This window comes from Streptomyces sp. NPDC001904 (genome assembly GCF_040297005.1).
Taxonomy (GTDB): Bacteria; Actinomycetota; Actinomycetes; order Streptomycetales; family Streptomycetaceae; genus Streptomyces.
Genome location: NZ_JBEOYI010000028.1, coordinates 40,236 through 54,156 on the forward strand (window position 1 = coordinate 40,236; position 13,921 = coordinate 54,156).

The window sequence follows — 13,921 nt, forward strand, 5'->3', positions numbered from 1 at the left end:
CGACGGATCTCCTTCGGTTGATCAGTGGGGGGTGTCGCACCGGTGCGCCCCAGCGGGTGTCCCGGCCCTTCCCATCCTGATCACCCGCCGGTGACGGATCTTCTCCAGACGTGCCGCGTTGATCCCGTCGCGGCCGTCACCGCACACGTGACCACCGCGACCACCAGCGCCGTCGCCGTCGCCCCGGCCAGATCGCACAGCGCGCCGAGCACCAGGATCGACACCGCCACCCCCGACGGCATGAGGGTGGCCCGCAGCGTCACCACCGAGGGCAGCTCGGCGGCCGAGGCACGCGCCAGCAGCCGGTTGTTGAAGTGCACGAAGGCCAGCTCGAACAGGACCAGGAACAGCGCGTACGACGCCAGGGTCGCCGCCGTGCGCCCGGCCAGCAGCGCGGCCAGCAGCGGCGGCATGGGCAGCAGCGACCACGCGGCGGAGGGAACCCGCGCCAGATGGCGCTGGGCGGGCAGCGCGGCGAGCGAGCCGGCGAAGACGGCCACCGAGGACACCGCCACGAACAGCCCGACCAGCCGGGCGCCCCCGTGCAGCACCGTCAGCGGGATCACGGTCACCGCGACGGTGTGGAACCCCTGCCAGAAGGCGACCAGGAGGAAACGCGCGAACAGCCGGCGCAGCACCGGGTCGTCGACGTGCAGCCGGGCCGCGGCCGGCGCGCCGGCGCCGGCCTCCCGCGGATCGGCGGGCGAGGCGGGCAGCGCCCACGCCAGCAGCGCGGACAGCGCCAGGGCGGCGGCGCTCACGGCGATCAGCCCGCGCAGCCCGAGCGCCGCCGCGGCGGGCCCGGCGAGCGCCGCGCCCAGGCTCAGCCCGGTCAGCTTGCCGATCTCGGCCAGGGTGTTGGCGCGCTCCAGACGGGCGGGCGCGACGCTCTTGCGCAGCACCACCGACGTGGCGGAGCGGGTGAGCGCCTCACCGAAACCGCGCAGGACGACCAGGCAGGCGGCGACCGCGGTCAGGGCGGCGCCCGGAACAGCCAGCGCCGACGCGGTCAGCACCAGGCTCGCCGCCTCCGCGGCCCGCACCAGACGCTCGGGCGCCCGCCGGGCCAGCAGCCTGTTCAGCGGGGCCGCCAGGAACAGCGCCGGCAGCCACGGGGCGCTGAGCACCGCACCGGCCAGCAGCCCCGAACCGGTGGCCTCCCCGACCCGGGTGGACAGGCTCACCAGCAGCAGAAAACTCCCGCCCGCATTGATGAAAAGCAGCACGGGAGTGTAATGCGCGGACCGGCGTCCCACTGCAAAAGAATTCATGTACGACCTCCTCCGGAAAAGAGAGGGTCGCAGGCGTGAATGGATTTCAGCGAACAGCCTCGGAGTCTATCGTGAACACATGACAGAAAATACTGGGGAAAAGCGGTGCATCGTCATGGTCGATGCCTATGCCGCCGTGGGAGAGCTCGTCCGGAAATTCCGTGAACAAGGATGTTCGGTGGTGCGGGTACAAAGTACCCGAGACATACCGTTCGTGTATCGCTCGTCGGCATACGCACCCGACGACTTCATCGACGACATCGTGCACGACGGCGACCTGGACGCGACCGTGGCCGCGGTGGCCGCCCACGCGCCCGTGGCCGTCGTCGCCGGCGGCGAGGTGGGCGTGGAGTTCGCCGACCTGCTCGCCGAACGGCTGCACCTGCCGGGCAACCCCACGGCCCTGAGCGCGGCCCGCCGCGACAAGCACCTCATGATCGAGACGGTGCGGGCGGCCGGCCTGCGCGCCGCCCGCCAGCTGCGGGTGTCCGACGCCGGCGAGCTCGCCGACTGGCACCGCGGCCTCGCCGGCCGCATCGTCGTCAAACCCCTGCGCAGCGCGGGCAGCCAGGGCGTCCACTTCTGCGACACCCCCGAGCAGTCCGCCGCCGCCTACCACGCGCTCAACCAGGACCTCGACGTCTTCTCGCAGGCCAACCGGGGAGCCGTGGCCCAGGAGTACCTCCCCGGCACCGAGTACATGGTCAACACCGTCAGCCGGGACGGCCGGCACCACCTGTGCGACATCTGGCGCACCGGCCGGGTCAGCGCCAACGGGATCGTCGACCTGTGCGACGCCCTGTGCCTGATCGACTCCGCGAGCCGGGAGACGGCCGCCCTGCGGGACTACGCCTTCCGCGTCCTGGACGCGCTCGGCATCGTCCACGGCCCCGCGCACGTGGAGATCCGGCTCACCCCCGCCGGGCCGAGCCTGGTCGAGATCGGCGCCCGGATCGCCGGCGGCGGCATCCCCGCGGCCGCCTCCACCGCCATCGGCGAGTCCCAGCTGGAGTGGACGGTCGACGCCTACCTCGACCCGGACCGCTTCCACGCCCGGGCCGGCACGCCCTACACGGTCCGCCGGTTCTGCGCGATCGCCGGCATGGTCTCGCCCGTGCGCGGGGTGCTCGGCGCCTACCGGGGCATCGAGGAGATCGAACGCCTCGAGGCGTTCCACACGCTGGCCACCCCGGTCCGGCCCGGGCAGGAGATCGTGCCGACCGTCGACGACCTCACCTACCCCGTGCTGGTGACCCTGCTGCACGACCTGGAGGAGGTCGTGCAGCGTGATCTCAACACCATCCGGCACCTCGACGGCGCCGCGTTCTACGCCCTCGAGCCCGCCTGACCGCGCCGTTCGACCGCGGTCCCGGCGCGGTTGAACATCAGCGCGCCGCCGGCAGCGGGACCGTGCGGGGCACCCGGTAGACGAAACTGACCGCCGTGCGCGGCTCGTCACTGGTGTTGGGCGCCGAACGGTGCAGCACCAGCCCGTCGAACAGCACGGCCGATCCCGCCTCCAGCGGCACGGCGACCGGCGGGTGCGCGCGGGGCAGGTCCGCGTCGGCGACATGCGGCTCCACCGCGTCGCGCAGCGGCGCCTGCCCCGCCGCCCGCTCGCGGTCACCGGCGTGCGCCAGCAGGCCCAGGCGGTGCGAGCCGGGCAGGAACTCCAGGCACCCGTTGCGGGCGGTGGCCCGCTCCAGGGCGATCCACACGGTCACGATGTTGTGCCGGGCCGGCTCGAAACCGGACGGCGCGAACGCCATGTCCTGGTGCCAGGGCTTGGCCGAGCCCACCACGGGCGGCTTCGCCCACAAGAAGGCGTTGACGAAGGTGCCCTCGGCGCCCGCCGCCGCGGCGACCGCCCCCCGGGCCAGCCCCATGGAGTGCTGCAGCGTCTCGAACGCGGGGACGTGCCGGTGGATGCGGTTGGCCGAGCGCAGCACCCCCGCCAGCGGCGCGTCGCCCTGCTGCCAGGCCGCCCAGCCGCCGGTCCCGGCGGCCTCCAGCACGAAGTCGTCGTCGGAGGCGGTGCGCGCGGCCGCCAGCTGCCGCAGCCGGTCCACCCCCTGCCGCAGGCCCGCCAGCGTCCCGCCCGCCGCCAGGCCCGGCAGCCGCAGGAACCCCTCCCGCTCCATGTCCCGTGCGGCGCAGTCGAGATCGAGGTCAAGCATTTCTCCTCCAAGAATGTGTGGTGCGACGGCGGACCCGCCGTGAATCTATCCGCCTCTATCACCTGATCCCGGTGTTCAGCACACGCCGGAAAACAGCCGTTGCCCGTTCATTCGGCTGCTGCGTATCGTTCCGGGGCATGCGGCCCGAAGGCTGCCCCGAGGGATGCGCAGAAAGGAGGCGAAAATGAGCGACGGCACTTTCATGGAGACCCGTGACGCCGACGAGGAGACCAGCAAGTGGTAATCCTCCGACAGTGAATCCGCCGCCCGTACGGAATTCCTTTCCGTACGGGCGGCACGTCGTCCCGAGAGGGGTTGAGATGGTAGGAAACCGCGTGGCACAGGTCATCGACATGCCGGCGGACATGCTGGTGATCGACGACTCCACCGACGACCGCTACTGGGCGTCCGTGGAACGTGTCCTGACCCTGGCCGAAGACACCGGACGCACGGACGGCGGCGTGCCGCTGCTCGCGTCCCTGAGCACCGCCCATCCCGAGTGGCCCGTGCGCGCGGGCGCCGTCCGGCTGCTGGCCGCGCACCACGCCGGGAACCCGGCGGCCGACACGGCCGTCGCCGCCGCGACCCACGACACGGTCGACTGGGTCGCCTTCACCGCACTCAAGGTGATCACCGAGCACCGCATCGCCGCGGCCGTCCCCGACCTCATCCGCATCTCGGGCTGGCCCAGCAACTTCACCCGCCCCGACTGGGCCCGCAAGCCCGTCGGCTGCGGCGCCGCCCTCACCAAGCGCGCCCTGCTCGCCGTGTTCGGCTCCCGCGACCCCGCCGAACTGCGCCGCCTGGAGGACGAGTACTTCTGCGACATGCGCGCCCGCGTCGAGGCCGCCCGCAAGCGCCCCCGCCGCACCGCCGACGTGGTCCTGGTCCCCGCCGGCCCGGCCATCATCGGCGCGAACGCCGCGCCCGACGCCTTCCGCATGGCCCAGGACGACAGCACGCTGCGCGCCGTGGACGTGCCCGCCTTCCTCATCGACCGCACCACCGTGACCAACGCCCGCTACCGCGAATTCCTCGAAGAGGTCGGCGACAGCGGCGAGTTCGACCACCCCGACCAGCCCGAGGAGCGCTCGCACCGCCCCTCGCACGGCCACGACGCCCGCTTCAACGCACCCGACCACCCCGTCGTCGGCCTCGACTGGTACGACGCCTACGCCTTCGCCAAGTGGGCCGGCGGCGCGCTGCCCAGCGAGGTCCAGTGGGAGAAGGCCGCCCGCGGCACCGACGGCCGCCGCTACCCCTGGGGCGAGACCTGGGACCCCGACCGCGTCAACTACGTCGAGCGGTCCTTCGCCGGCGAAGTCAGCGACCTGCACTCCCTGGAGGAACTGCTCGTCACGATCTCCCCCGGACAGCACCCGCCGCACCCGGTGCTGCCCGCCGACGCACTGCCGCAGGGCGCCAGCCCCTACGGAGCCCTGCAGATGTCGGGCAACGTCTGGGAGCTGACCCGCACCAACTTCTACACCGGCCAGGACATGGACCCCTTCTTCAAGGGCCGCCACCCGCTGGACTTCATGAACCGCAAGGACGCCTTCCACGTGCTGCGCGGCGGCACCTGGACCTCGCCGCCCACCTGCCTCACCACCTACTACCGGGGCAAGGACCTCATCACCGACCGGCACAACGAGATCGGCTTCCGCTGCGTGTACGAGACGAGCCTGTGATGCGCCTGACCTCGCTGGGCCACGCCGCCGTCCTCGTCGAGACCGGCCGCGAACGCATCCTGTTCGACCCCTGGCTCACCCAGCGCCTCGACCGGTTCTGGGAACACCACCCGCCGCTCACCGACGACCTGGTGCGCGCCGTCCTGGACGACGGCGTGGACTACGTGGTCCTCAGCCACCACCACTTCGACCACCACCACTTCCCCTCGCTGCAGCGCCTCGTGGACGGCGCGGACGTCGACTTCGACGACAGCCCCCGCCAGAGCACCGGCGTCACCTGCATCTACCCCGCCGGACCGGTCCCGCCCCGGCTGACCGCCTCGGGCCTGGGACACCAGGCCATCGCCTGGACCCTGCGCCGCCTCGGCTTCGAGCGGCTGCACCCCGTCACCCCCGGCGACACCCTCACCCTGGGCGGCGCCCGCCTGCGCACCTTCCCCTCCGCCGTCCCCTTCCCCGAGATGAGCGTCCTCGTCGAGACCGACGACGCCTCGGTCATGCTGTGCGGGGACGCCCTGCTGCACGAGACGACGGCGGCCGCCTTCCGCGACGACGCCCTGCGCCCGGACGCCGCCCTCGTCCCCGCACACAGCGTCTCCCCGCCCGGCGTCCTGACCGAACGCCGCCCGCTGGGCGACCCGGCCGCCGTCCTCGCCCGCGCCACGGCCACCTTCGACGCCTACGTCGAGGCGATCCCCGCGGCCGTGACGATCCCGTCCTCCTTCGGCTGGCGGGTGCGCGGCGACGGCGAGCGCGACTACTCCTGGTGCAACCGCACCATGTTCCCCCTCACCCCCGTCCAGGCCGCCCGCCGCCTGGCCGAACGGGGCCGCGACGCCCTGCTGTGGGGCCCCGGCCAGGTCCTGGAGATCGCCGACGGCAGGACGGCCCTCGTCGACGGGCCGGCCACCCCCGACGCCTACGACTTCGACGAGGTCTACGCCCAGGTGACCCTCGACCCCGCCACCCCCGTCCCGCCCTTCGACGCCACCGCCGACCGCTTCGGCGAGCAGACCCGCACCGCCCCGGAACTCCTGGGCGACCTGCTGGAGCGCCTGGTCGCCACCGACTACTGGTACCGGGCGCTGGACGACGGCGCCGGACGCCACGTCATCTCCCTCGCCGAGCCCGGCACCGGCGAGCACTCCCACCTCCTCGACCCCGTCACCGGCCGCGTCACCCCCCTGGGCCCCGGACCCGCCCGCAGCCACCTCACCGGCGCGGAGAGCTGGACCGAGATCGCCGCGAGCACCCTGGAGGCCCTGCTCACCGGCGAGCTGCTGTTCGGCAGCTCCTTCGGCCTGTGGGCCAGCAACGGCCTGCTGCTGTCGGCGGTCTTCCACCACCCGTCCTTCTACACCCGCCACGTGGAACGCGCCCTGAAGGAGGCGAACACCCCGTGAGCGAACCGCTCGTGCTCGACCACACCAGCCGCTGCCTGCGCGACAACCCCCTCGGCGACCCCCACCGCCGCCGCATCGAGGTGCACCTGCCGCCCGGCTACGACGGCGTGCGCCGCTTCCCCACCGTCTACTGGCTGCCCGGCTTCGGCGCCCACCCCAGCCTCACCCACCGCCCGCTCGCCTTCGGCGCGTCCGTCGCCGACCGCCTGCACCGGGCGATGAGCCAGGGCCGCATCCCGCCCGCCCTGCTCGTGGTCCCCGACGCCACCACCGCCTACGGCGGCTCGCAGTACATCGACTCCGCCGCCAGCGGCCGCTACGCCGAGCACCTCACCGAGGTCGTCACCGAGGTCGACCGCCGCCTGCGCACCCTGCCCGACCCCGCCTGGCGGGCCGTCGGCGGCAAGTCCAGCGGCGGCTACGGCGCCCTCGTGGCCGGCATGACCTCCCCGCTGTTCTCCGCCGTCGTCGCCTGCTCGCCCGACGCCGGCTTCGAACACTGCTACCTGCCCCTGCTGCCCGGCACCCTCGACACCGTCCGGGCCGCCGGCGGCATCGACGCCCTCCTCGCCCGCCGCGACAGCGGCCCCCACGACGTCCCCTTCATGGTCGCCATGAGCATCATCGCGATGGGCATGTGCTACGCCGACACCCCCGGCATCACCCCGGCCGACGCCCTGCCGTGCGACCCGGTCACCGGCCGCTTCCGCGACGACGTCTGGCAGCGCTGGCTCACCCACGACCCGGTCCGCACCGCCGCCGCCCACACCGGCCCGCTGCGCGCACTGAGCCTGCTGCACCTGACCGTCGGCGAACGCGACGACTACGGCATGCACTGGGGCGCCCGCGCCCTGCACGCCACCCTCGACGCGGCCGCCGTCCCCCACACCTACCGCGAGCACGAGGGCGGACACCACGGCATCGAGCACGTCTTCACCGACGCCCTGTCCCGGCTGCGGCAGGTGTGGGGATCGGAGCGTGCCGCATGTGCGGGATAGCGGGCTTCATCAGCTTCGACGGACGACGCGACCCGCAGTGGCTCGACGCGCTGGGCCGCACCATGACCGCGGCCATGTCCCACCGCGGCGAGAGCGCCTGCACCCCCTACGTGTCGCCGTGCGGCACCGTCATGCTCTGCGCCACCCGCCTGGCCGTGCGCGACCGCACCCCCGCGGGCGACCAGCCCATGAAGGACCCCTCCGGCCGCGTGGTGCTCGTGCACAACGGCGAGGTCTACGGCTCCCGTTCACCCCGGCCGCCGCTGTGGCCGCGCCGCACCACCTGCGACACCGAGTTCGTGCTCCAGGAGGTCTGCCGCACGAGCGACCCCGGCGCCGCCCTGCGCCCCCTGTCCGGCATGTTCGCCCTCGCCTGGCACGACACCGCCACCGGCCAGGTGGTGCTCGCCCGCGACCACTTCGGCGTCAAACCCCTCCTGTACGCCCGCGTCGACGGCGGCCTGCTCTTCGCCTCGGAGGCCGGGGTGCTGCTGGCCACCGGCCTGATCACCCCCGAGGTCGACCCGCAGGAGTTCATCCTGCGCTCCTTCATCCGCATGGACGCCGCCGACGACCACACCTGGCTGCGCGGCATCCGCTCCCTGCAGCCCGCCGAATACCTCGTCGTCGACGCGCCCCGCACCCGCCTCAGCCGCTACTGGCAGCCCGGAGCCGTCGACGACCCCGTCGAACCCGAGGAGATCAGGGCCGCCTTCGACCACGCGATCGCCGAACGGGCCGTCTCCGACGTCCCGCGCGCCGCCGTGCTCAGCGGCGGCGTCGACAGCACCGCCGCCGTGGCCGGCCTCACCGCCCGCGGCGTCCCCCTGAGCGGCTACGTCCTGCGCTACCAGGACGGCATCGGGGGATCGGGCGACGACGTCACCCACGCGACGGAGGTCGCCCAGCGCCTCGGCATCCCCCTGACCGTCTGCGACCTCGGCAGCCACACCGCGGCCGACCTCGTCCCCGTCCTGCCCACCCGCCTCATGCGCCCCCTGCTGCACGGCGCGGAGCTGGCCATGCACCACCTGTACCGGGCCATCGCCGCCGACGGCAACGTGGTCGTCTACTCCGGGCACGGCGCCGACGAACTGTGGGGCTACCAGGCAGGCCGCTACTTCCCCGTCGTGGACCCCTACGCCCCCACCTACATCCACGGCCGCCACTACCTCACCCACCGCCTGCACGCCGACGAACGCCCCGTGTGGGCCAGGCTGACGACCTGGCTGGCCGGCCACCTCGACGTCGACATGGGCGCCGTGACGGACCTGGTGTGGGAACGCACCATGGACGAGTACCGCAACCTCAAGACCGCCTCGCCGCTCAAACGCGGCCGGCACCACCTCCTGCGCCGCTTCCTCGTCTACGTCAACGACATGGTCGACGCCACCTCCGCCACCTTCACGCTGGAGGACCGGCCCGTCTTCCAGGACGTGGCCCTGGCCGAACTCGCCTTCCGCTGCCCCGAACACATCAAGGACACCGGCGAAGGCGGCAGCCACAAGGCCCTGCTCAAGAGCGCCCTGGCCGACCTGCTGCCCGCCTCGGTGCGCGAGCGCCGCAAGCAGGGCTTCCCCGCCCCCACCGACCCCGACTACCTCAAACAGCTGGCCGCACTCGCCGACGGCCTCGGCACCCCCTTCGGCGGGCCGCCGCCGCCCCCCGCCCTGCGCGCCGAACTCGGCGTCGGCGAATGGATGTTCCTCGCGTCCTCCTCCGCCTGGCTCGCGCACCTGACGGACCTCACAACCCACCCCAGGAGTCACGGTGAGCACCTCTCTCGTCCCCAAGTGGCACTGGCACGCCCTGGACAGCGCGGACCGGCTTGACCCCGTCCCGCCCCCGCTCGCCGAGCACCGCGCCCAGGACGGCTGCAACTTCGTCGTGTGGCGGCCCACCCGGCTGCCGGCCGGCTGCGACACCAGCACCGGCACCCTGCGCCGCGAAGCACCCCCCGGCCGGGTCGAGGCCGCCGGCCGCACCCCCTGGAGCGACGCCAACCCCGCCTGCTACCGCACGGAGATCAGCGGCGCCGGCCGCCGGCTGCGCCTCAAACAGTTCCTCTACGACTGGGCGTTCCCCGCGGTGGACCAGCCCTGCCTGTGGGGCAGCGCCACCCGGCCCGTACCGTTCGGCGCCCACCGCGTGGTCTGGCTGGGCACCGACTACCTCGGACACCGGGCCGCCAGCGCCCGCATGGCCCGCACCACCGTCGAACTGTCCGTGCTCGAGGGCGAGTTCACCGACGACGAGCTGGTCGGCCTGTACGCGGCACTGCGGCCCGCCGTGCCCGCCGCCGTGCCCCGCGTCCTGGCCACTCCCTTCGCCGACCTCAGCTACTGGGCGCGCCACCGCCCCGCCCCGGTCGCGGTGCCCACCGGAGTCTTCGCCTTCCAGCGCCGCGGCCGCACCCCCGAGGACACGTGGATCGACAGCGACGAGCTCGACGCCTTCCTGACCGGCCGGGGCCTGCCGGTGACCGTCGGCGCCTTCCGCGCCGACAGCGCCGCCCTGTTCGGCGACCGCCGCCCCGCCGCCGAACTCGACGTCGTCTACAGCGCACCCGACGGCGCCGAACTGCGCCTGACCGCCCAGGCCGAGGGCGCCGGCCGCCTCACCCTGCCCCCCGTACGCGACAAGCACCCGGCCCTGCACGAGGTCCACGACCTCGACGGCCGCCCGGTCCATCTCGGCTACGTCCACGCCGGGTTCGGCGCCTGCGACGCCTGGTGGCACCACCCCGGCCAGGGCGTCCTGCGCCTGCTGTCCAGCGCCGGCCCGGACCTGGGACGCGACGCCTTCGTGCGCCTGCTCACCGCACTGGACGCCGCCCTGCGCCCGCCCCACGACGCCGGGACACCGCAATGAACGGGCCGCCCACCGGCCCCCGGGACAGGCCGTGACGCCCCGCCCCGACGGCCGCTGCGACTTCCGCAGCGACACCCGCACCCTGCCCGACGCGCACATGCGCGCGGCCCTGGCACAGGCCGAGGTCGGCGACGACGTCTACGGCGACGACCCCACGGTCGCCCTGCTCGAGGAACGCGCCGCCCGCCTGCTGGGCGTCGAGGCCGCACTGCTGACCCCGACCACCACGATGGCGAACCTGCTCGGCCCGCTCGCCGTGGCCGCACCGCCCGGCTCGCCCCCGCCACGGGTCGTCGTCGGCACCGACACCCACATGGCGTTCCTCGAGGGCGACGGGCTGCGCCGCTTCGGCGCCGTCGACCTGGTGCCCGTCGCCCAGCGCGCCGACGGACTGCCCGACCTCGACCGCCTCGACGCCCTGCTCGCCCGGCCCTGCCCCGCACCCACCGTCGTGTGCGTGGAGAACACCTGCATGATGCGCGCGGGCAACGCCCTGGACGCCGACGCGACCCGCGCCGTCGCCGACCTCGCCCACCGCCACGGGGCCCGCCTCCACCTGGACGGCGCACGCCTGGCCAACGCGGCCACCGCCTGGGACACGACGTGCGCGGCGCTCGCCGCCCCCGCCGACAGCGTGGCGTTCTCCCTGTCGAAAGGGCTCGGCGCGCCCATCGGCGCCGTCCTGGGCGCGAGCGGTGCCACCATCGCCGCCGCCCGGCGGCTGCGCACCTGGCTGGGCGGCTCCCTGCACCAGGCCGGCATCGTCGCCGCGCCCGCCCTCATCGCCCTGGAGCGCCGCACCGACCTGGCCCGCGACCACCGCCACGCCGCCGCGCTCGCCGCGGGCGCGGCCGGGGTGGCGGGGGTGCGGGTGCTGCACGCGCCGCGCCCGACCAACATGGTCATGGCGCGCGTGGCCGCACTGGACGCACCGACGTGCGCGGACCGTCTGGCCCGGCGGGGCGTGCGAGTGCTCGCCCTGCCCGACGGACACGTCCGCTTCGCCGTGCACCGTGAACACGACATGATCGACGTGGCCCGGGCCGTGGAGGCCCTGGCCGCCGTCGCGGCGCAGCACCACCGCGCGCCCCACGGAGCGAACTCGACCGTTTTGGAGGAGACATGACGAAGACGCCCCCGCGCGAGCTCGCGCAGCGGCTGCGCGACACCCGGGCCCGGCTGGAGAACGACGTCGACCTGTGGGTTGCCAGCGCCGGCGAGCAGGGGCAGGTCCACCTGATCCCGCTGTCCTACCTGTGGGACGGCGCCGCGCTGATCGTCTCCACCCCGCAGACCTCCGTCACCGGCCGCAACCTGCTCGCCGAACCCCGGGTGCGTATCGGCCTGGGGCCCACCCGCGACGTCGTCCTCATCGACGGCGACGCGGCACCGGCCGAGGTGGCCGAACTGGGGGAGAAGACCGCCGACGCCTTCGCCGCCAAGACGGGCTTCGACCCGCGCCTGGAGACCGACGCGCCCTACCAGTACTTCCGCATCGTGCCGCGCCGCATCCAGGCGTGGCGGGAGTCCAACGAGCTGGCCGGGCGCACCCTCATGCGCGACGGCGCCTGGCTCGCCTGAGGTCCAGTCGTTCTTGACCGGAGCTGAAGAGCGCTTTGACAGGCTGCCCATGCCACGGCGTCTGTCAACTCTGGAGGGGCGAATATGGGAGCCATGGAGGTTCCGGTCCTGATCGTGGGCGGTGGCGGATGCGGTCTGTCCGCCTCCGTCTTCCTGTCCGACCAGGGTGTCGACCACCTGCTGGTGGAGCGGCACCCGGACACATCGAGGATCCCGAAGGCGCACTATCTCAACCAGCGCTCGATGGAGATCTTCCGCCAGCACGGCATCGCCGACGACATCTTCGCCGAGGCGGCGCCCCTGGAGCTCTTCGGCAAGGTGCGCTGGCAGACCACCCTCAACGGCGACGGCCCCCTGGACCGGCGGCTGATCCACGAGATGGACGCCTTCGGCGGCGGCTCGCTGCGCGACAGCTACCAGGCCGTCTCACCCGTGCTGCCCGCCAAGCTGCCGCAGATGTGGCTGGAGCCGATCCTGCGGCGCCACGCCGAGGAGCGCAATCCCGGCCGGATCCTCTTCCACACGGAGGTCACGGAGTTCTCCGACGAGGGCGACCACGTCCGCGTGACGCTGCGCGACCTCGACAGCGGTGAACTGACCACGGTGCGCACCCAGTACCTCATCGGGGCCGACGCGGGCCGCATGGTCGGCCCCGCGGTCGGCATCCAGATGCAGGGGCCGCCCGGACTGGTCAACACGACCACCGCGTACTTCTCGGCCGACCTGTCGCAGTGGTGGGAGGAAGGCACCCTCATCACGCACTACCTGAGCCCGGACGACCCCGACCTGTCCAGCAACCTGATCGAGATGGGGCCCAGCTGGGGCAAGGCCTGCGAGCAGTGGGGCCTGCACTTCGCCCCCGGCCCGCCCGGACGCTGGGACGCCGAGAGCGTCATACCCCGCATCCGTGAACTGCTGGGCCTGCCCGATCTGGAGGTGACCGTGCACAAGGTCACCGACTGGGTCGTCCACGCCCACCTCGCCGACCGCTACCGGGTGGGGCGCGTACTGATCGCCGGCGACGCCGCGCACAAGCAGCCGCCCGCCGTGGGCCTGGGCCTGAACACGGGCATCCAGGACGCCCACAACCTCGCCTGGAAGCTCGGCGCGGTCGTCTCCGGCCTCGCCCCCGACTCGCTGATCGACACCTACGAGGCCGAACGCCGGCCCGTCGGACGGGAGAACGTCGACTGGGCGACCTCCGCGGCCGGCCACCACCAGGCGGTGATGGACGCCATCGGCGTCGGCCACAACATCCCCGCCGGCCGCCGCCGCCCGCGCATGGAGACCCTCTTCGAGACCTCGCCGATGGGGGACACCGTGCGCGCCCGCGCCCAGGAGATGTTCCACACCCACCGCGGCGGCTGTCAGGCCCTCGACATGGAGGTCGGCTTCGCCTACGAGGCGGGCGCCGTCATCGGCGACGGCACACCGCGCCCCGAGCGGGTCCCGATGCGCAACGAGCACCAGCCGACGACCCGTCCCGGACACCGGCTGCCGCACGCCTGGCTCACCCGCGACGGCGAGCGGCTGTCCACCCAGGACCTCACCGGCCGGACCGGCTTCACCCTCATCACCGGGGCCGGGGGCGCCGCCTGGAGCGAGGCGGCGGCCCGGGTCGCGGAGAAGTTCTCCGTGCCCCTGCGCACCGTCGTCGTCGGCGCGGACGCCGAGTACGGCGACGACGAGGGCGGCTGGGCGGCCGTCCGGCAGATCACGGACGCCGGCGCCCTGCTGGTCCGCCCCGACCAGCACGTGGCCTGGCGCAGCACCGGCGCCGCCGCCGGCGGCGACGCGGTCAGGGAGCTGACGGACGTCTTCACCGCCCTCCTGGACCGCTGAACGCACGGCAGCCCCGCACAGAACAGTGGCCGCGCCCCCCAGGGGCACGGCCACTGTTCTGTGCGGGGCGTGCGAGGCCCGCGCGAAGCG

Annotated in this window: 11 protein-coding genes; 9 read left to right on the forward strand and 2 right to left on the reverse strand. The window is 73.7% G+C overall.

Features of this window, described 5'->3' with window-relative positions; all coding sequences use genetic code 11:
• Nucleotides 1–80: 80 nt before the first annotated feature.
• Nucleotides 81–1,226 carry an MFS transporter gene (locus tag ABT127_RS32580; RefSeq protein WP_351457983.1) on the reverse strand — a complete coding sequence of 382 codons (1,146 nt, stop codon included), beginning with the start codon at nt 1,224–1,226 and terminating at the stop codon, nt 81–83.
• 124 nt (nt 1,227–1,350) lie between these two features.
• Between ABT127_RS32580 and ABT127_RS32585 the strand changes: the two genes are divergently transcribed.
• Complete coding sequence (locus tag ABT127_RS32585; protein ID WP_351457985.1) at nt 1,351–2,619, forward strand: ATP-grasp domain-containing protein; 1,269 nt, start codon at nt 1,351–1,353, stop codon at nt 2,617–2,619.
• 37 nt (nt 2,620–2,656) lie between these two features.
• Here the strand turns inward: ABT127_RS32585 and ABT127_RS32590 are convergent, their stop codons facing one another.
• Nucleotides 2,657–3,448 carry a phytanoyl-CoA dioxygenase family protein gene (locus ABT127_RS32590; RefSeq protein ID WP_351457988.1) on the reverse strand — a complete coding sequence of 264 codons (792 nt, stop codon included), beginning with the start codon at nt 3,446–3,448 and terminating at the stop codon, nt 2,657–2,659.
• Nucleotides 3,449–3,783: 335 nt separating this feature from the next.
• On the opposite strand from ABT127_RS32590, the gene ABT127_RS32595 reads away from it, so the two are divergent.
• From ABT127_RS32595 to ABT127_RS32630, 8 genes are all read left to right on the forward strand, one after another.
• Complete coding sequence (locus tag ABT127_RS32595) at nt 3,784–5,136, forward strand: formylglycine-generating enzyme family protein (protein ID WP_351457991.1); 1,353 nt, start codon at nt 3,784–3,786, stop codon at nt 5,134–5,136.
• Nucleotides 5,136–6,539 carry an MBL fold metallo-hydrolase gene (locus ABT127_RS32600; RefSeq protein WP_351457994.1) on the forward strand — a complete coding sequence of 468 codons (1,404 nt, stop codon included), beginning with the start codon at nt 5,136–5,138 and terminating at the stop codon, nt 6,537–6,539. Before ABT127_RS32595 ends, ABT127_RS32600 begins: the two co-directional genes overlap by 1 nt.
• Complete coding sequence (locus ABT127_RS32605; RefSeq protein WP_351457997.1) at nt 6,536–7,537, forward strand: alpha/beta hydrolase-fold protein; 1,002 nt, start codon at nt 6,536–6,538, stop codon at nt 7,535–7,537. Before ABT127_RS32600 ends, ABT127_RS32605 begins: the two co-directional genes overlap by 4 nt.
• Nucleotides 7,525–9,369 carry an asparagine synthetase B family protein gene (locus ABT127_RS32610; protein ID WP_351457999.1) on the forward strand — a complete coding sequence of 615 codons (1,845 nt, stop codon included), beginning with the start codon at nt 7,525–7,527 and terminating at the stop codon, nt 9,367–9,369. Before ABT127_RS32605 ends, ABT127_RS32610 begins: the two co-directional genes overlap by 13 nt.
• Complete coding sequence (locus ABT127_RS32615) at nt 9,308–10,408, forward strand: hypothetical protein (protein WP_351458002.1); 1,101 nt, start codon at nt 9,308–9,310, stop codon at nt 10,406–10,408. Before ABT127_RS32610 ends, ABT127_RS32615 begins: the two co-directional genes overlap by 62 nt.
• Nucleotides 10,409–10,439: 31 nt before the next feature.
• A complete protein-coding gene (locus ABT127_RS32620; protein WP_351458004.1) occupies nt 10,440–11,534 on the forward strand; it encodes a threonine aldolase family protein in 1,095 nt (364 codons plus the stop codon).
• On the forward strand, nt 11,531–11,989 hold the full coding sequence (locus ABT127_RS32625) for a pyridoxamine 5'-phosphate oxidase family protein (RefSeq protein WP_351458007.1): 459 nt from the start codon (nt 11,531–11,533) through the stop codon (nt 11,987–11,989). Before ABT127_RS32620 ends, ABT127_RS32625 begins: the two co-directional genes overlap by 4 nt.
• Before the next feature lie 93 nt (nt 11,990–12,082).
• Nucleotides 12,083–13,831, forward strand: a complete 1,749-nt coding sequence (locus ABT127_RS32630; RefSeq protein WP_351458009.1) for an FAD-dependent monooxygenase — start codon at nt 12,083–12,085, stop codon at nt 13,829–13,831.
• The last annotated feature ends 90 nt before the right edge of the window (nt 13,832–13,921 follow it).

Bases quoted from the DNA above. Each gene is read 5' to 3' on its own strand.
- ABT127_RS32585 (WP_351457985.1), top strand. From the start codon at position 1,351: ATGACAGAAAATACTGGGGAAAAGCGGTGCATCGTCATGGTCGATGCC.
- ABT127_RS32590 (WP_351457988.1), bottom strand. From the start codon at position 3,448: ATGCTTGACCTCGATCTCGACTGCGCCGCACGGGACATGGAGCGGGAG.
- ABT127_RS32600 (WP_351457994.1), top strand. From the start codon at position 5,136: ATGCGCCTGACCTCGCTGGGCCACGCCGCCGTCCTCGTCGAGACCGGC.
- ABT127_RS32610 (WP_351457999.1), top strand. From the start codon at position 7,525: ATGTGCGGGATAGCGGGCTTCATCAGCTTCGACGGACGACGCGACCCG.
- ABT127_RS32625 (WP_351458007.1), top strand. From the start codon at position 11,531: ATGACGAAGACGCCCCCGCGCGAGCTCGCGCAGCGGCTGCGCGACACC.
- ABT127_RS32630 (WP_351458009.1), top strand. From the start codon at position 12,083: ATGGAGGTTCCGGTCCTGATCGTGGGCGGTGGCGGATGCGGTCTGTCC.